The organism is Caballeronia telluris (assembly GCF_001544495.1).
Classification (GTDB): Bacteria; Pseudomonadota; Gammaproteobacteria; order Burkholderiales; family Burkholderiaceae; genus Caballeronia; species Caballeronia telluris.
In genome coordinates this window covers 127,258-143,995 of record NZ_FCNZ02000013.1, presented here as the reverse complement: position 1 = coordinate 143,995, position 16,738 = coordinate 127,258, and the positions used below count along the sequence as shown (strand labels likewise).

Below are 16,738 nucleotides of genomic sequence, written 5' to 3'. Positions count from 1 at the left end.
CATGGAAGAAAGCAAGAAAGGCCCGGGCGGAATGTCTGCAGAGAAGAGCAAGGCGCTGGCCGCCGCGTTGTCGCAGATCGAAAAGCAGTTCGGCAAAGGGTCGATCATGCGGCTCGGCGCGGGCGAGGTGGTCGAAGACATTCAGGTGGTGTCCACGGGCTCGCTCGGTCTGGACATCGCACTCGGCGTCGGCGGGTTGCCGCGCGGGCGCGTGGTGGAAATCTACGGTCCGGAATCGTCGGGCAAGACCACGCTCACGCTGCAAGTGATCGCGGAAATGCAGAAGATCGGCGGCACGGCGGCGTTCATCGACGCGGAACACGCGCTCGACGTGCAATACGCGCAGAAGCTCGGCGTGAACGCGTCTGACCTGCTGATCTCGCAGCCGGACACGGGCGAACAGGCGCTGGAAATCGCGGACGCGCTGGTGCGCTCGGGTTCCATCGACATGATCGTGATCGACTCGGTCGCGGCGCTCGTGCCGAAGGCTGAAATCGAAGGCGAAATGGGCGACTCGCTGCCGGGTTTGCAGGCGCGCCTGATGTCGCAGGCGCTGCGCAAGCTGACCGGCACGATCAAGCGCACGAACTGCCTCGTGATCTTCATCAACCAGATCCGCATGAAGATCGGCGTGATGTTCGGCAATCCGGAAACCACCACGGGCGGTAACGCGCTGAAGTTCTACGCGTCGGTGCGTCTCGACATTCGCCGGATCGGCTCGATCAAGAAGAATGACGAAGTGATCGGCAACGAAACGCGCGTGAAGGTGGTGAAGAACAAGGTGTCGCCGCCGTTCCGCGAAGCGATCTTCGACATTCTTTATGGCGAAGGCATTTCGCGTCAGGGCGAGATCATCGACCTGGGCGTGCAGGCGAAGCTCGTCGACAAGGCGGGCGCCTGGTACAGCTACAACGGCGAGCGCATCGGCCAGGGCAAGGACAACGCGCGCGAATTCCTGCGCGAGAATCCGGACATGGCGCGCGAGATCGAGAACAAGATCCGCCTGTCGCTCGGCGTCAACGCGATGGCGGAAGCCGTGACCGGCGTCGCGGTTGCGGATGAAGAAGAGTAAGCATCCGCGCTCGCTCAGGCTTCTGGTTGAGCACTCGGGCTGCACGCGATGATGCGCAAGAGCCGGTTCGGATCGAAGGTCGGTCGCGGTAAAGGCCGCGCTGACGACCGGGTTCCGGGCGGCTCGGACAGCGATTCCAGCGTCAGCCGGATCGTTGCCGAAGGCGGTGACCACTACGAACGCAGCAGCGAACGGCGTGGCGACCGCGCGGGCGCATCGACGGGCAAGCGTGGCTGGGGACGAAAGCCGGAACGCGCCGGCGTGGAGCAATCCACGCCGGCGCGTCGCGTTTCAGCGGCCGGTTTTTCGGGCGACGAAACCACGGAGGAGGCAGCGCAATCCGCAGAAATCACGGATGCCGTTTCCCCGACAGAACGAATCGAGCGCGCCCGCGTACTGCTTACGCAAACGCTTGAGAAGCCGAAGAGCTTGCAGCAGCCAACGGCGAACGCTCCGCGGGATCGTGCAAAAAATCGCGCTCATGCGAGCATTCCGGCATTGTCCGACCCCTTCGAAGATGCCGACCCTTTCGAGCCATTCGAGCAATGCGTGCCTGAGTCGACATCGCTGGCACAACGCGACGAGGCTGCATCCGGCGAAACGGTCTATAGCCGCTCGTCGCACGCCCGGCATAGGCAGTCCGACGAAAAGAAGGCTGGCAAACGTCCGCAGCGCTCATTAAAAGGCCGCGCGCTAGCTTATCTCTCGCGTCGCGAACACAGCCGGGCTGAGTTGTCCCGCAAGCTCGTGCCGTTCGTCCAGGAGGCCGACTCGCTCGAAGGCGTGCTCGACGCGCTCGAGCGCGAAGGCTGGCTGTCGAACGCGCGTTTTGTCGAAAGCGTCGTGCATCGGCGGGCGGGCAGCTTCGGGTCGGGCCGGATCGTCAACGAACTGAAGCGCCACAACGTCGGCCAGGAACTCATCAGCCAGACCGGCGACGAACTGTCCCGAACGGAACTCGCGCGCGCCCATGCCGTGTGGGCGAGGAAATACGGCACGCCACCGCAAACATCGGCCGAACGGGCGAAACAATCGCGATTCCTCGCGGCCCGCGGGTTTTCCGGCAGCACGATCTCGAAGGTGATCAAGGGCGGCGACGAAGATCTGCCGTTCGACCCGGCCGACGACTAGACCGCATGAAGCGCGCGGCGTCCTGTGCGAAATCGGGCGCGCGACGCTCGATTCGCATGCCGCGAAGAGACGAGCGGGGCATCCGCCAATCGCGGTGAACCCGCTCGCGCCTTCATGCCGGGCCTGAAATACCCGATATGCTAAAATTCGCTGGTTTCCCATCCGGCCTTCCCATTTCTCGCATGCCGCTTTCTCCGCCCGTTTCCCGACAGTTGCGCCATCGCCGCGCGATTCGACTGGAAGCGTTCGAACGGGACGACGGTTTGTGGGACATCGAAGCCCGTCTAACCGATGAAAAGCCGCGCGATGTCCACCTCGCGTCGGGCGTCCGGCCGAACGGCCTGCCGATCCATGAACTCTGGCTGCGCATCACCATCGACCGCAAGCTCACTATCGTCGACGCCGAGGCGTCGTCGGAATGGGCGCCCTATGGCGGTCAGTGCGCCGAGTCCAATCCTGCCTACCGTTCCCTCATCGGTCTCAATCTCCTTCAGAATTTCCGTCGCGAAACCAATCGTCTGCTGCGCGGCACCGCCGGCTGCACGCATCTCACCGAGCTGTGCGCCGTCCTGCCGACCGCCGCGATCCAGGCGTTCGCGGGCGAAGTCTGGAGCATCGAAAACGGCAATCCGCGCGGCGAGCCGCTCGCGAACCCAAATACAAATTCGGAAGAACAGCCGCCTTTCCAGCTCGGCCGCTGTCACGCGCTGCGTTTCGACGGTCCCGCCGTCGGCGAGTATTACCCGCGCTGGTACGGCCACAAGCCGCGCGAGCCGGAAGACCGCCCAGCCGACGAAGCGAAGACGGGCTGAACATCCACGAGATAGCTGGAAGAGACACACGCGAGCCGGTTGGGCCGGCTGGCAGGCAGCACGAATCAGCGGTTAAAAAGAAAGCGTTCAAGACAAGCGAAGTTCAATCCAACTCTCAGACTGAAGGAATCACGCATGAAGATTCACGAGTACCAGGGTAAGGAAATCCTGCGGAAATTCGGCGTCGCGGTCCCGCGCGGCAAGCCCGTGTTCTCGGTGGATGATGCGGTCAAGGCCGCGGAAGAGCTGGGCGGCCCGGTATGGGTCGTCAAGGCGCAGATTCACGCTGGCGGCCGCGGCAAGGGCGGCGGCGTGAAGGTTGCGAAGACCATCGATCAGGTCCGCGAATACGCGAACCAGATCCTCGGCATGCAGCTCGTCACCCATCAGACCGGCCCTGAAGGCCAGAAGGTGAATCGCCTGCTCATCGAGGAAGGCGCGGACATCAAGAAGGAACTGTACATCGGTCTCGTGCTCGACCGCGTTTCGCAAAAGGTCGTCGTGATGGCCTCGAGCGAAGGCGGCATGGACATCGAGGAAGTCGCGGAAAAGACGCCCGAACTGCTGCACAAGTTCGCCGTCGAGCCGTCGACCGGCCTGCAAGACGCAGACGCCGACGACCTCGCACGCAAGATCGGCATTCCCGACGCATCGATCCCGCAAGCGCGCGCGATCTTGCAGGGTCTGTACGACGCGTTCTGGGAAACCGACGCATCGCTCGCCGAAATCAACCCGCTGATCGTCACCGGCGACGGCAAGGTGATCGCGCTCGACGCCAAGTTCAACTTCGATTCGAACGCGCTGTTCCGTCATCCGGAAATCGTCGCGTATCGCGATATCGACGAAGAAGATCCGGCTGAAGTGGAAGCGTCGAAGTTCGACCTCGCGTACATCTCGCTCGACGGCAACATCGGGTGTCTGGTGAACGGCGCGGGCCTCGCGATGGCGACGATGGACACGATCAAGCTCTTCGGCGGCGAGCCGGCGAACTTCCTGGACGTCGGCGGAGGAGCTACGACCGAGAAGGTCACGGAAGCCTTCAAGATCATGTTGAAGAACCCGAACCTGAAGGCGATCCTCGTGAACATCTTCGGCGGCATCATGCGCTGCGACGTGATCGCGGAAGGCGTGGTGACGGCATCGAAGGCCGTGGCGCTGAAGGTGCCGCTCGTCGTGCGCATGAAGGGCACGAACGAGGACCTCGGCAAGAAGATTCTGGCGGACTCCGGCCTGCCGATCATCGCGGCCGACAGCATGGAAGAAGCTGCGCAGAAGGTCGTCGCCGCAGCCGAAGGCAAGTAAGCGCTTTTCATCCGAAAGCGTCTACGAGCGTTCCGTTCCACCAGATACGAATGGCGGCGCTCGTCCGCGCGTGAAGCACCGACGCGGGCGAGGCGACGCCAAACGAACAGAGGTCACTACATGTCGATTCTGATCAACAAAGACACCAAGGTCATTACGCAGGGCATCACCGGCAAGACCGGTCAGTTCCACACGCGCGCGTGCCGCGAATACGCGAACGGCCGCGAGGCATACGTCGCGGGCGTGAACCCGAAGCGCGCAGGCGAAGATTTCGAAGGCATTCCGATCTACGCGAGCGTCAAGGAAGCGAAGGCCGAGACGGGCGCAACCGTGTCGGTCATCTACGTGCCGCCGGCAGGCGCCGCGGCCGCGATCTGGGAAGCCGTCGAAGCCGACCTCGATCTCGCGATCTGCATCACGGAAGGCATTCCGGTTCGCGACATGCTCGAGATCAAGGACCGCATGCGCCGCGAAAACCGCAAGACGCTGCTCCTCGGACCGAACTGCCCGGGCACGATCACGCCGGACGAACTGAAGATCGGCATCATGCCGGGTCACATCCACAAGAAGGGCCGCATCGGCGTCGTGTCGCGTTCGGGCACGCTGACGTATGAAGCAGTCGGCCAGTTGACGGCGCTCGGCCTCGGCCAGTCGTCGGCGGTGGGGATCGGCGGCGATCCGATCAACGGTCTGAAGCACATCGACGTGATGAAGATGTTCAACGACGATCCGGAAACGGACGCCGTCATCATGATTGGCGAGATCGGCGGTCCGGACGAAGCCAACGCGGCTTACTGGATCAAGGACAACATGAAGAAGCCGGTGGTCGGCTTCATCGCGGGCGTGACGGCGCCTCCGGGCAAGCGCATGGGCCACGCCGGCGCGCTGATCTCGGGCGGAGCCGACACGGCGGATGCCAAGCTCGAAATCATGGACGCCTGCGGGATCAAGGTCACAAAGAACCCGTCGGAAATGGCGCGTTTGCTGAAAGCGATCATCTAAGCGCGTTCAGGCGGATCGAACCGGCAGAAAGCGTCAGGGTTTGGTACTCTTACGGGACCCTTTCGTAAAATGTCGAGTCAGAAGCGAGGGAGCGTTTGCTTCCTCGCTTTTTTCATTTCCGCAGCCGTTTCGCTCTACCGTCATCCATGCTCGAATTCTTCGCGACGCTCCACTGGGGCGCGGTCATCCAAATCATCATCATCGACATCCTGCTCGGCGGCGATAACGCCGTCGTGATCGCGCTCGCCTGCCGCAACCTGCCGGCGAACCAGCGCGCGCGCGGCGTGGTACTCGGCACGCTCGGCGCGATCCTGCTGCGCGTGGTGCTGATCGCGTTCGCGGTCGCGCTGCTCGACGTGCCGTTCCTTAAGTTCGTCGGCGGTCTCTTGCTGCTGTGGATCGGCATCAAGCTGATGCAGCCGGGTCACGACGACCATCACATCACGCCGTCGGACCGGCTGTGGGCGGCGGTGAAGACGATCATCATCGCCGATGCCGTGATGAGCCTCGACAACGTGATCGCGATCGCGGGCGCCGCCGAGGCCGCCGATCCGCAGCACAGGCTCACGCTCGTGATCTTCGGCCTCGTCGTGAGCATTCCGCTGATCGTGTGGGGCAGCACGCTGGTGCTGCGGCTGCTCGACCGTTTCCCCGTGGTGATTGCGCTCGGCGCCGCGCTGCTCGGGTGGATCGCGGCGGGGCTCATCATCGACGATCCGTTCGTCGACCGCTGGCCGGCGCTCAATACCGAGAGCGCGGGTTACGCGGCGCGCATCGCGGGCGCGGTGGTCGTGCTGCTCGCCGGCTGGATCTTCAGGCGCCGCGCGCTGTCAGGCGCAGACCGCGCGACCAACTGAGCAGGAACGTTAGCCATCTGGCCGACTGCCGCGTCGTGCGGCATCTCAATACGATAGAAGCGTCCGACTGCATCGCGCGGTCGGGCGCTTTTGTCTTTTTGGGAGTGAGCAATGACGTTAACGATGGGCGGATGGCGCGCGGCGAACACGCCGCGATGGTTTGAAAAGCGGAGCAACGACAGGTCGGCGACGGGTTTTACGCTGATCGAACTGATGATCGTGCTGGCGATCGTCGGCGTGGTCGCGGCGTATGCGATTCCGGCGTATCAGGATTATCTGGCGCGCAGCCGGGTGGGCGAGGGGTTATCGCTCGCGCAGTCGGCGCGGCTTGCGGTGGCGGAGAACGCGGCGAGCGGTTCCGAGCTGGGCGGCGGTTATGCCTCGCCGCCGGGCACGCGCAATGTCGAGTCGATTCACGTCGACAGCGACACCGGGCAGGTGACGATCGCCTACACGACGCGTGTGGCGCCGGCGGGCTCGAACACGCTCATGCTGGTGCCTTCGGCGCCGGATAACGCCGACACGCCGACCGCACGCATCGCGCTCGCAAAGGGCGTCGTGCAGCCGGGGTCGGTCACGTGGGAGTGCTTCGCGGGCGGCAAGGCGGCCTCGTCGTTGCCGGCGCCGGGAGCGGGGCCGAGTCCGGCCGACGCGCCGACGCTGCCGTCGAATCTCGCGCCGCCGGAGTGCCGCGCCTGACAGCGGAATTACGCCGCGTGAACTGCCACGCGGCGCTGGCCGGACCGCCCGCACACGCGGTCCGGCGCTCGCGTGTGGGTCACGGCAGCGGGGCCACGGCGGCAACGCGGCGGCGCGTCAATGGCGGGCGCACAACAAACCACGGCGATTCCGGCCGAATTCACTGCATTTCGGTTCACCCGCCGGACAGCCCGGATAATTTTTTGTATAGTGCGCCGGTCGCCGACGTTCCCAGCCCCCCAATGCCTTCACAATTCGCGCGTTTTCTCTGCCTTTCCGTGCTGTTTCTTGCGTTGACGATCCCTTACGCCGTCGTCAACCACACGTATCCGATCCCGACTTTCTACGCCGAATACAGCGCGCTCGCCTTGTACCTCGCGCTCGGTGCGACGGTCGCGCTGGTCGTGCGCACGGCCGAGCCGCGCGCATCGTTCGCGATGCCGGTGATCGCGCTGATGCCGCTCGCCTTCGGCGTGCTGCTGATCGCGCAGACGGTGCTGCTGCCCGTCGCGCAGCCGTCGCTCAATTGGCTCGGCGGCGGCTATTTGCTCGCGGCGTTCGTGACGGTGCACACGGGCTTCGGCATCGTGCGCGCGGGTCTCGTCGACAAGGCGTGGCGCTGGGGTGCGGCGGCGCTGATCGTCGGCGGGCTCTTTGCCGTGTTTTGCCAGATCGTGCAACTGCTGCACATGGAGGCGAAGTTCACGCCGTTTATCGTCGCGTACAACGTGATGACCGAGCGCCGTCCGTTCGGCAACATGGCGCAGGCGAACCACCTCGCGACCTATATCGCCTTCGCGATGGCGGCGACGCTCTACTTCGTGCAGACGCGGCGTCTGCCGGTCATCCTGTGGCTCGCGCTGTCGACGATCTTTTCGGTCGGGCTCGCGCTCACCGTCTCGCGCGGCCCGTGGCTGCAGATGGCGGTGATCGTCGTCGCGGGATTCTGGATGGCGTTCGTGCTCGGGCGTCCGGCGTCGGCGGAAGGTTTCGACGGGCCGGGCAAACGCCATCCGCGCGCGTGGCTGATGCCGGTCGTGATGGCCGTGCTCTTCTGCGCGGTGAATATCGCGATCCGCTGGGCGAATCTGCGCTTTCACCTCGATCTCGCGCAGTCGGCGGCCGAGCGCATGCAGGACGCGAACCAGATCGCGCCGCGTCTCGCGCTCTGGAAATACGGCTGGACGATGTTCAGGACGCATCCGCTGCTCGGCGTCGGCTGGGGCGAGTTTCCGCGCTATCAGTTCGATTTCGTGCGCGAACTCGGCGGCGTCGAGATTGCGAACAATGCGCACGACATCTTCATCGACCTGCTCGCGAAGACAGGCGCACTCGGCCTCGGCATTCTGCTGCTCGGCGTCGTGACGTGGTTCGTGCGGGTCGTGCGCGCGCCGCAGACGCCCGCGCGGATTTTCGGACTCGCGCTGCTCGGCGTGCTGCTGATGCATGCGCTCGTCGAATATCCGCAGCAGTACATGTTTTTCCTGCTGCCGGCGATGCTCGTGATGGGCCTGCTCGAAACGCGCGCGTTGCGTCTGGTCGCGCGGCCGGTGTCCTACGGGCTCTACACGGCGCTCGTGCTGGGCGGCCTGGCGGCGCTGTATCCGGTGATGCGCGACTACAACCGCGCCGAGGTGCTGTACTACGGCTCGCGGCCGGCGGAGCAATATGCGAACAATCCGTCGTTCCTGTTCCGCGCGTGGGGCGAGTACGGCGCGGCGACGCTCCTGCCGATGAACGGCCAGAATCTCGCGGAGAAACTCTCGATGCACCAGCAGGCGCTCGCGCTCCTGCCGGGCGAGACGGTGCTGCGGCGTTACGCGGTGTTGCAGGCGCTGGCGGGGCAGCGCGAAGCGGCGCTCGATACGGTCGCGCGCCTGAAGATCTTCGCCACGCAGTTGCACGACTGGCCGGCGCAACTGGCCGCGGTGTACAAGCTGCTCGACGAACAGGGCAAGCCGATGGCCGGGTTCAAGGCGGAACTGGTGAAGATTTATGGGACGCCGTCGACGCAGCAGCTTGAGTCCGACGAGGAAGACGACGGGGACGAGTGAAGCCGCTTTCAGGCGGGCGCCACCCAATCGCCCGACTTCCCGCCGTGCTTCTCCAGCACCTTCACGTTATTGATCGTCATCCCGCGATCCACCGCTTTGCACATGTCGTAGACGGTCAACAGGCCAACCTGCACGGCCGTCAGCGCTTCCATCTCCACGCCGGTGCGCCCGACCGTCTCCACGCGCACTTCGCAATGCACGCCGGGCAGCGTTTCGTCGACGACGAAATCCACCGCGACGCGCGTCAGCGCCAGCGGATGACACAGCGGAATCAGGTCCGAGGTGCGCTTTGCGCCCTGGATCGCCGCGATCCGCGCGACGCCCAGCACATCGCCTTTCTTGGCCCGGCCTTCGCGGATCAGCGCGAGCGTGCTGTCGAGCATCGCAATCGATCCGCGTGCGATCGCGATGCGCCGCGTCTCGCCCTTGTCGCCGACATCGACCATGTGCGCTTCGCCAGCGGCATCGAAATGAGTGAGTCCGGACATTGCCTCTCCTGTCGGCCAGACGCGGCGCTTCGATCCCCGCGCGCGCTCCGGTCCGATGCAAAATGGTTGCTTCAAACGGGCGCCCATCATACCAGCGGCGATTGCCCGCGCGCCCCGCACGGGCGCGTCGCAAGCCGCCTCCGAAAGCGCCCGAACACTTGATACGATAGGCTCGTTTTCGTCTTTTAGCCGCGCCGGCCGCGAGTCCGGCGAACGCACCGCGCCACGTACTCCATGCGTCCGAATCGACTGCTGATCGCCGTGTTGTGCCTGAGTCTCGCCGTGCCGCCCGCGACGCTGGCGCAGACCGGTGCGAGCGCGTCGTCGGCGTCGTCCGCATCGTCCGCGTCCTCCACGCGCGTCCAGTCCGACACGCTCGCCGCAGCCGCGCTGCGCGCCTCGGTGCCCGACGCCGCAAGCCGAACCGCAACCGGCGCGCCCGCCGGCGTGGCCGAAGGCGTCTTCGGCGTGTATGGCGGCGCGCAAAGCCGCTTCGCCAACCGTCCCGGCGAAATGACCGGCGTGAACAGCCTGCGCGCGCCGCTTTCGGCCGTCCAGTTGCCCGATCTCGGCGATGGCTCCGGCGGCACGCTCACGCCGCAAGCGGAGCGGCGGCTCGGCGAGCGCCTGATGCGCGACCTGCGCAACGACCCCGACTATCTCGACGACTGGCTCGTGCGCGACTACCTGAATTCGGTGTCGTCGAAGCTGTCGACGGCGGCGGTGTCGCAGTATCTCGGCGGCTATGTGCCGGACTTCGATCTCTTCGCGGTGCGCGACGCGCAGATCAACGCGTTTTCGATGCCGGGCGGTTTCATCGGCGTGAACACGGGACTGATCGCCGCGACGCAGACCGAATCGGAGCTCGCGTCGGTCGTCGGGCACGAAATGGGGCACGTGCTGCAGCGGCACATCGCGCGCATGCTCGGCACGCGCGAGCGCAGCAGCTACGCCGCGCTCGCCGGGATGCTGGCCGGTCTGCTCGCGGGCGTGCTCGCGAAAAGCGGCGATCTCGGCATGGGCATCGCGATGGGCGGGCAGGCGTTCGCCGTCGACAATCAATTGCGCTTTTCGCGTTCGGCCGAGCACGAGGCGGATCGCGTCGGCTTCCAGATGCTTTCCGCGGCCGGCTACGATCCCTATGCGATGACGGCCTTCTTCGACCGCCTCGACCGCTCGACGATGGGCGACAACGGTGTGCCGCCTTACGCGCGCACCCATCCGCTGACGGGCGAGCGCATCGCCGACATGGAGGACCGCGCACGGCGCGTGCCGTACCGGCAGCCCCGGCAGTCGCCGGAATACGCGTTCGTGCGGGCGCGCTCGCGCGTGCTGCAGGTGAATTCGCCGAGCGATTACCGCGATATCGCGAGCCGCCTGAAAACCGAGATCGAAGATCAGACGGCGCTCAACGCGGCGTCGAACTGGTACGGCATCGCGCTTGCCGAGACGCTGATGGGCGACACCGCCGCGGCGGGCGACGCGCTCGCGAAGGCGCGGCGGCTCTTCGAAGGGGACGAGGCGGATACGGCGGCGGCCGCGTCGGCGACGGCGGCGGGTTCGCGCACCGACGCAAGCGCAAAAACGGCGCGGCGCGGCGCGACGCGCAATCCCAAAGCCGAGCCGGGCCGCGGCGAGCCGGGATCTTCGTCCGGGCTATCGCCCACTGAGCCGCCTGCCGCCAAGGCACGGCGAACGGCCAACGCCGCGCCGGCCGCGATGCCGAACGCGCCCGCGGCACAATCGCGCGCCACGGCCGAGTCCGCGCTCGCGGCTCCCAGCCCCGGAACGGTTTCGGTCGTGGCATCGCGCGGCACGCCGGTCGCGTCGTCGCGGACGCTGCGCAGTTCGCCGAGCCTCGACGTCCTCGCCGCCGACATCGCCCGTCGTGCGGGACGCAACGACGAAGCGGTGCGTCTCGCCGAAATCGCGCAGAAACGGTGGCCCGACTCGCACGCCGCCATCGACATGCACTTGCAGACGCTCCTCACCGCGCGGCGTTTTGCCGAAGCGCAGGCGCTCGCGCGGCAGGAGACGCGCTCGGAGCCGAAGCGGCCGGACTGGTGGTTTTATCTGGCGCAGGCGAGCGTCGGGCTGAAGGACCCGTTGCAGCAGCATCAGGCGATGGCGGAGAAGTTCGCGCTCGACGGCGCATGGCCGTCCGCGATTCGCCAGTTGAAGGAAGCGCGCGACGTCAAGAACGCGAGCTTCTATGATTTGTCGGCGATTTCAGCGCGTCTGCGCGACTTCGAGACGCGCTACCGGGAAGAGCGCGAGCAGGAGAAAAACGGCTAGTTACCCGATCCCGACGACGACGACGCCCGCCCGGCCGGGCTCGTCACGAAGCCGAAGCGGTTCGCGACTTCGGCGCGCGCAATCGGCGTGATCGGCAGATCCGGTCCCGCGCGCCAGTGGAAGACGCCATGTTCGCCTTCATCGAGCGATGCATGGTTCGAAAAGAGATCGAGATCGTGGTCGTGCAGCGCGGCAATCCGCGCCGGCGACGACGCGTCGGAAAAGAGGATGCCGCCCTCGTCGTCGAGCCAGACTTGCGCCGGGTCGAACGTGGCGCCGCGCTGGTCGGTCAGCGCGAGTTCGCCGTCGATCGAACTCAGCCGCACGATCCACGGCGTATAGCCCAGTTCCACATACACGCGCTGCGGGCCGTTCTGGAAGAACCACTGGCCGGCGTCGTCGGATTCGTAGTTGCGGTTGATGAAGCCGATCAGCGCGTCATGGCGGATCGCGTCGCCGAGTTCGCCCCCGGCTTGCGCCGCTTCATCGCGCATGCGCCATTGGCCGCGACGGTCGAGCAGCAGCCAGCCGGTGCAGTGCGGCACGTTCGGCCATTTGGCGAGCGCTTGTTTGACGATGTCATCCATGATCGAGATGGGTGTCCATGTAGCCGATGATGCGTTGCGAGAGCCAGTCGATGCGCCCCGGAAACGGTCCCGTCATGAAGCCGACGTGACCGCCGTGGTCGGGCTGGTCGAGCGTAACGGCCGCCGACACATCCGCCTTCGTCGGCAGCACGCGGCCCGGTAGGAATGGATCGTTGCGCGCGTTCACGACGAGCGTCGGCACGACGATGCGCGGCAACAGCGGACGCGTGGTGGCGCTCGTCCAGTAGTCGTCGGTATCGCGAAAGCCGTGCAGCGGCGCGGTCACGACATTGTCGAATTCGTAGAGCGTGCGGGCCGCGAGCATCGCGTCGCGCTCGAAGAGACCGGGGTATTGCGCGAGCTTCGCGAGGCCCTTGCGCTTGAGCGACTTCAGGAAACTGCGCGTATAGACCATGCCGAAGCCTTGCGAGATCGCCTGGCCGCCGGCGTGGACATCGAGCGGCGCGGAGACCGCCGCGGCCGCCCGGATCACCGATGCGGCGCCTTCGCGCTCGCCGAGCCAGCGCAGCAGCACGTTGCCGCCGAGCGACACGCCCGCCGCGATCACCGGCCCGGGATGCACGGTCGCGAGACGCCGCAGGATCCAGTCGACTTCGTTGCTGTCCGCGAGATGGTAGAAGCGCGGCAACAGGTTGAGCGTGCCGCTGCAACTGCGAAAGTGCGGCACGACGCCATGCCAGCCGCGCGCCTCTGCCGCCGACATCAGCGCGCGGGCATAGTGCGAATCGGAACTGCCTTCGAGGCCGTGAAAGAGCACGAAAAGCGGCGCGTCGGCGGCGGGCCGGGCGGTGTCGTCGTGCGCGATCCAGTCGAGGTCGATGAAATCGCCGTCGGGCGTATCCCAGCGCTCGCGCCGGTAGTGCACGGCCGGGCGGCGGCCGAAGAGAGCAGGGACGATGGTTTGCGCGTGGCTCGTCGGCAGCCAGCGCGGCGGGCGGTAGAGCCAGTCGGTGAGATCGGCGGCGGCGCGGGCGGCGGGCTTGAGCGCCTGCGAGGGCGCCGAATCCACGAACGATGGATCGCGTGTGATCAATGGATCGCGTTTCATGGCCCTTTCCCCGACAGACGTTTTCTTTAGTGCAGCGGTCCCTGGCCGTGGCGCATCTTCGCGGCGAACTGGCCGGCGGCGGCGTCGGGCATCGGGCTCGCGTGAAGATGCGCGATGCGCCACTCGCCGCGTTCGTGAACCATCACGTAGGTCGTGAAGATCAGCCGCGAGACGCCGGCGGGATCGGCCGGCTTGTGCGCTTCGGCGATCGCGTAGACGACCGTGCCGAGGCTGTCGTACACGCGGATGTCGAGCGGCTCGATGGTCACCGGCGCCGCTTCGAGTTCCTTCGCGAGACCCGCGCGAATGCCGTCGAGCCCATGCAGATGCGCGCCCTGCGCGCTGATGCAGGTGGCGAACTCCTCGTCGATCCAGAGCGTCATCACGCTGTCGATGTTGCCTTCCGCGACGGCCTGATAGAACGCGTTGAGGGTGTCGGCAGCGGCTTCGAAGAGGCGGGCAAAACGTGGCATGGCTCTTGGGTCTCTGGCGTTCGATCCGCTTCGCGCCGTGTTACCGGAGCGTCACGCATCGGTCATTGGTCAAAGCATGCCTCCGTTCGGAGACATTCGCGTGTCGGCGCCCGCACACAGGACGCGCATTCGGACGCCGCGCGCCGGACGTCTCGCGCGGCGCGCGGCCTTCGGGAACGGCCTCGACCGATCGACCAAGCCGTGAAGCGAGGCCGCCGGGCGCCGCAATTTCAGCGATGCGCGAGCAGCATGCCCCGCAGGTCCCCGAAAACCTGCTCCGCGCTGAGTTCGCGCAGGCAGTTCAGATGGCCCAGCGGACACTCGCGGGCAAAGCAGGGACTGCATTCGAGATGCAGCCATTGTACCTTTGCGAGATCGGACAAGGGCGGCGTGTGGCGCGGGTCGGTCGAGCCGAACACCGCGACGAGCGGGCGCCGCAAGGCCGCCGCGACGTGCATCAGCCCGGAATCGTTCGTGACGACCGCGCTCGCGCGCGAGATCAGCGCGCACGCCTCGCCGAGCGAAGTCTGGCCGCACAGGTTGCGCACGTTCGACGAACGGTCGGCGATGGCCTGCGCGATCGGCGCATCTTTCGGCGAACCCAGCGCGACGATCCTCGCATACGGAAACGACTGCGCGATGAACTGCGCGAGCGCCGCGAAGTGCTCGGGCGGCCAGCGCTTGGCGGGGCCGTACTCCGCGCCGGGACAGAACACGACGAGCGGCGTGCGGTTGTCGAGATCGAAGCGCGTCGAGACGCGCGCGGCTTCGTTCGGATCGGACTCCAGGCGCGGCACGGGGAACGGCGTCGTGCCTTCGCGGCCGTCCTGCGAGAACGGCAGCGTGGCGCCGGGCGCGTAGGCGAGGGCGGCGTACTGGCCGACCATCGGCGGACGTTCCTTCTTGCCGGGATTCGCGTGACGCACGTTGAGCAGGCCATAGCGGCTCTCGCCGGTATAGCCGATGCGCAGCGGAATCTTCGCCATCCACGGGATCAGCGCGGATTTGAACGAATTCGGCAGCACGTAGGCGGCGTCGTAGCCGACCTCGCGCAGGTCGCCCGCGAGTTGCCAGCGGCGCAGCATCTGCAGCTTGCCGTGCGCGAGGCTCGTAGCGTAGACGTCGTGGATTTCCGGCATCCGTTCGAGCACGGGCGCGACCCACGCGGGCGCGACGGCGTCGATGACGATGCGCGGATGGAGCTTCCTCAGCAGCGAGAAGAGCGGCTGCGCCATCAATGCGTCACCGATCCAGTTCGGTGCAATAACCAGCGCGCGGCGCATCTGTGTAGTTTTTCCGATCAAGAACGCATCCCGAGTCGTTTGCGCGAGATGTCGATGTTATGTATTGGGCCGCCGGGAAGCGGGACGGGCGCGCCGGCCCGGCCGCCCGGACGATGTCGATAACGCGCTCAGTGGCCCTTGACCACTTCGCCCGCCTTCAGCTTGTAGCGCGTGCCGCAGTACGGGCAGCGCGCCTCGCCGTGGGAGATGTCGAGAAAGACGCGCGGATGCGTGCTCCAGCGCGGCATCGACGGGTTCGGGCAGAACGCGGGCAGGTCCTTCGCCGTCAGTTCCACCAGCGGCATTTCCTTCAGGTCGCTCATCGTGAGTCTCTATGTATCGTGGAGTGAGTCGTGTGCAATGAAACGCGGGCGGCTCGCGAAGATCGCCCGCGCCGCGTTTCAGACTTTGGCGAGCCAGCTCGCGTACTTCTCGTTCTTGCCGCCGACGACGTCGAAGAACGCGCTTTGCAACTTCTCCGTGATCGGGCCGCGCGCGCCTTCGCCGATGGTGCGGTTGTCGAGTTCGCGGATCGGCGTGACTTCGGCGGCCGTGCCGGTGAAGAACGCTTCGTCGCAGGTGTAGACCTCGTCGCGCGTGATGCGTTTTTCGATCACCGGAATGCCGAAGTCGCGCGCGAGCGTGAGGATGGTGTCGCGCGTGATGCCGTCGAGGCACGACGACAGGTCCGGCGTGTACAGCTTGCCGTTGTTCACGAGGAAGAAGTTTTCGCCCGAGCCTTCGGACACATAGCCGTCGACGTCGAGCAGCAAGGCTTCGTCGTAGCCGTCGGCGATGGCTTCCTGGTTCGCGAGGATCGAGTTCACGTACCAGCCGGAGGCCTTCGCGCGCACCATCGACACGTTCACGTGATGGCGCGTGAACGACGACGTCTTCACGCGGATGCCCTTGGCGAGGCCGTCGTCGCCGAGATAGGCGCCCCACGGCCACGCGGCGATCGCGACGTGAATGGTATTGCCCTTCGCCGAGACGCCGAGCTTCTCCGAGCCGACCCAGATGATCGGGCGGATGTAGCAGGATTCGAGATTGTTCGCGCGCACGACTTCGAGTTGCGCGGCTTCGAGCGTGTCGCGGTCGAACGGAACGTCCATCTGGAAGATCTTCGCCGAGTTGAAGAGGCGCTTGGTGTGCTCCTTCAGACGGAAGATGGCGGTGCCGCTCGCGGTCTTGTAGGCGCGCACGCCTTCGAAGACGCCCATTCCGTAGTGCAGCGTGTGAGTCAGCACGTGGATGTTGGCGTCGCGCCAATCGATCAGCTTGCCATCCATCCAGATCTTGCCGTCGCGGTCGGCCATTGACATACGATTCTCCTAGCGAGTTGCGTGTTCCGATTCAGTGTTGCGGGGCGGGCTTGCAGAGCGGATTCCGGTGCCCGGACGCGGGCGTCGTGCCTGCTGGCGGAGCGGTTTCGCGCGCCGCCAGCAGGTTGCCCGGAAGGCGGCGAAAGACCGACATTTTAGCGTCTTTTCAGCGCTAAACGGGCGCGATTGCGGGTTCTGCGCCTTTCACGACGCTATAATTCGCCTTTCGTCGCGGAACCGCTGCGACGTTCCTCCTCTTTCCGCCGAACCCTCGCGTATCCGGCCCGGCCGC

Annotated in this window: 16 protein-coding genes; 9 read left to right on the top strand and 7 right to left on the bottom strand. The window is 65.9% G+C overall.

The features are described 5' to 3' along the window. Position 1 precedes the first annotated feature (1 nt). From recA to AWB66_RS18200, 8 genes are all read left to right on the top strand, one after another. Positions 2 to 1,072 (top strand): recombinase RecA, encoded by a 1,071-nt coding sequence (gene recA, locus AWB66_RS18235; protein ID WP_087631582.1) that lies wholly within the window; start codon positions 2 to 4, stop codon positions 1,070 to 1,072. 48 nt (positions 1,073 to 1,120) lie between these two features. Next, positions 1,121 to 2,203: a recombination regulator RecX gene (gene recX, locus AWB66_RS18230; RefSeq protein ID WP_235021158.1), complete on the top strand. Its 1,083-nt coding sequence runs from the start codon at positions 1,121 to 1,123 to the stop codon at positions 2,201 to 2,203. A 182-nt stretch (positions 2,204 to 2,385) separates the two neighbouring features. Then, complete coding sequence (locus AWB66_RS18225; RefSeq protein ID WP_087631581.1) at positions 2,386 to 3,015, top strand: DUF2889 domain-containing protein; 630 nt, start codon at positions 2,386 to 2,388, stop codon at positions 3,013 to 3,015. A gap of 135 nt (positions 3,016 to 3,150) precedes the next feature. Next, the gene (sucC, locus tag AWB66_RS18220; RefSeq protein WP_087631580.1) at positions 3,151 to 4,317 is read left to right on the top strand and encodes an ADP-forming succinate--CoA ligase subunit beta; all 1,167 of its coding nucleotides are present in this window, start codon (positions 3,151 to 3,153) and stop codon (positions 4,315 to 4,317) included. A gap of 120 nt (positions 4,318 to 4,437) precedes the next feature. Next, a complete protein-coding gene (gene sucD, locus AWB66_RS18215; RefSeq protein ID WP_087631579.1) occupies positions 4,438 to 5,319 on the top strand; it encodes a succinate--CoA ligase subunit alpha in 882 nt (293 codons plus the stop codon). A 146-nt stretch (positions 5,320 to 5,465) separates the two neighbouring features. Then, positions 5,466 to 6,176, top strand: a complete 711-nt coding sequence (locus AWB66_RS18210; protein ID WP_087631578.1) for a TerC family protein — start codon at positions 5,466 to 5,468, stop codon at positions 6,174 to 6,176. A gap of 111 nt (positions 6,177 to 6,287) precedes the next feature. Next, on the top strand, positions 6,288 to 6,875 hold the full coding sequence (locus AWB66_RS18205) for a pilin (protein WP_087631577.1): 588 nt from the start codon (positions 6,288 to 6,290) through the stop codon (positions 6,873 to 6,875). Positions 6,876 to 7,117: 242 nt separating this feature from the next. Then, positions 7,118 to 8,929, top strand: a complete 1,812-nt coding sequence (locus AWB66_RS18200) for a PglL family O-oligosaccharyltransferase (protein ID WP_087631576.1) — start codon at positions 7,118 to 7,120, stop codon at positions 8,927 to 8,929. Positions 8,930 to 8,937: 8 nt separating this feature from the next. On the opposite strand, the gene moaC is transcribed toward AWB66_RS18200, so the two are convergent. Beyond that, positions 8,938 to 9,417, bottom strand: a complete 480-nt coding sequence (gene moaC / locus AWB66_RS18195) for a cyclic pyranopterin monophosphate synthase MoaC (protein WP_087631575.1) — start codon at positions 9,415 to 9,417, stop codon at positions 8,938 to 8,940. Between the two features lie 234 nt (positions 9,418 to 9,651). On the opposite strand from moaC, the gene AWB66_RS18190 reads away from it, so the two are divergent. Next, positions 9,652 to 11,712 carry a M48 family metalloprotease gene (locus AWB66_RS18190; RefSeq protein ID WP_087631574.1) on the top strand — a complete coding sequence of 687 codons (2,061 nt, stop codon included), beginning with the start codon at positions 9,652 to 9,654 and terminating at the stop codon, positions 11,710 to 11,712. On the opposite strand, the gene AWB66_RS18185 is transcribed toward AWB66_RS18190, so the two are convergent. The 6 genes from AWB66_RS18185 to AWB66_RS18160 all read right to left on the bottom strand — a co-directional run bounded on the left by AWB66_RS18185 (position 11,709) and on the right by AWB66_RS18160 (position 16,446). Continuing rightward, entirely contained in the window at positions 11,709 to 12,299 is a 591-nt protein-coding gene (locus tag AWB66_RS18185) for a DUF2946 family protein (RefSeq protein ID WP_087631573.1), read from the bottom strand. The two genes, AWB66_RS18190 and AWB66_RS18185, sit on opposite strands and share 4 nt — an antisense overlap. Next, positions 12,292 to 13,368 carry a hydrolase gene (locus AWB66_RS18180; protein ID WP_087631572.1) on the bottom strand — a complete coding sequence of 359 codons (1,077 nt, stop codon included), beginning with the start codon at positions 13,366 to 13,368 and terminating at the stop codon, positions 12,292 to 12,294. Before AWB66_RS18180 ends, AWB66_RS18185 begins: the two co-directional genes overlap by 8 nt. 26 nt (positions 13,369 to 13,394) lie before the next feature. Continuing rightward, the gene (locus tag AWB66_RS18175) at positions 13,395 to 13,841 is read right to left on the bottom strand and encodes a nuclear transport factor 2 family protein (protein ID WP_087631571.1); all 447 of its coding nucleotides are present in this window, start codon (positions 13,839 to 13,841) and stop codon (positions 13,395 to 13,397) included. Positions 13,842 to 14,071: 230 nt separating this feature from the next. Next, on the bottom strand, positions 14,072 to 15,124 hold the full coding sequence (waaF, locus tag AWB66_RS18170; protein WP_087631570.1) for a lipopolysaccharide heptosyltransferase II: 1,053 nt from the start codon (positions 15,122 to 15,124) through the stop codon (positions 14,072 to 14,074). A gap of 128 nt (positions 15,125 to 15,252) precedes the next feature. Then, positions 15,253 to 15,447 carry a zinc-finger domain-containing protein gene (locus tag AWB66_RS18165; RefSeq protein ID WP_062642466.1) on the bottom strand — a complete coding sequence of 65 codons (195 nt, stop codon included), beginning with the start codon at positions 15,445 to 15,447 and terminating at the stop codon, positions 15,253 to 15,255. A gap of 78 nt (positions 15,448 to 15,525) precedes the next feature. After that, positions 15,526 to 16,446 carry a branched-chain amino acid transaminase gene (locus AWB66_RS18160; RefSeq protein WP_062642468.1) on the bottom strand — a complete coding sequence of 307 codons (921 nt, stop codon included), beginning with the start codon at positions 16,444 to 16,446 and terminating at the stop codon, positions 15,526 to 15,528. Positions 16,447 to 16,738: the final 292 nt, after the last annotated feature.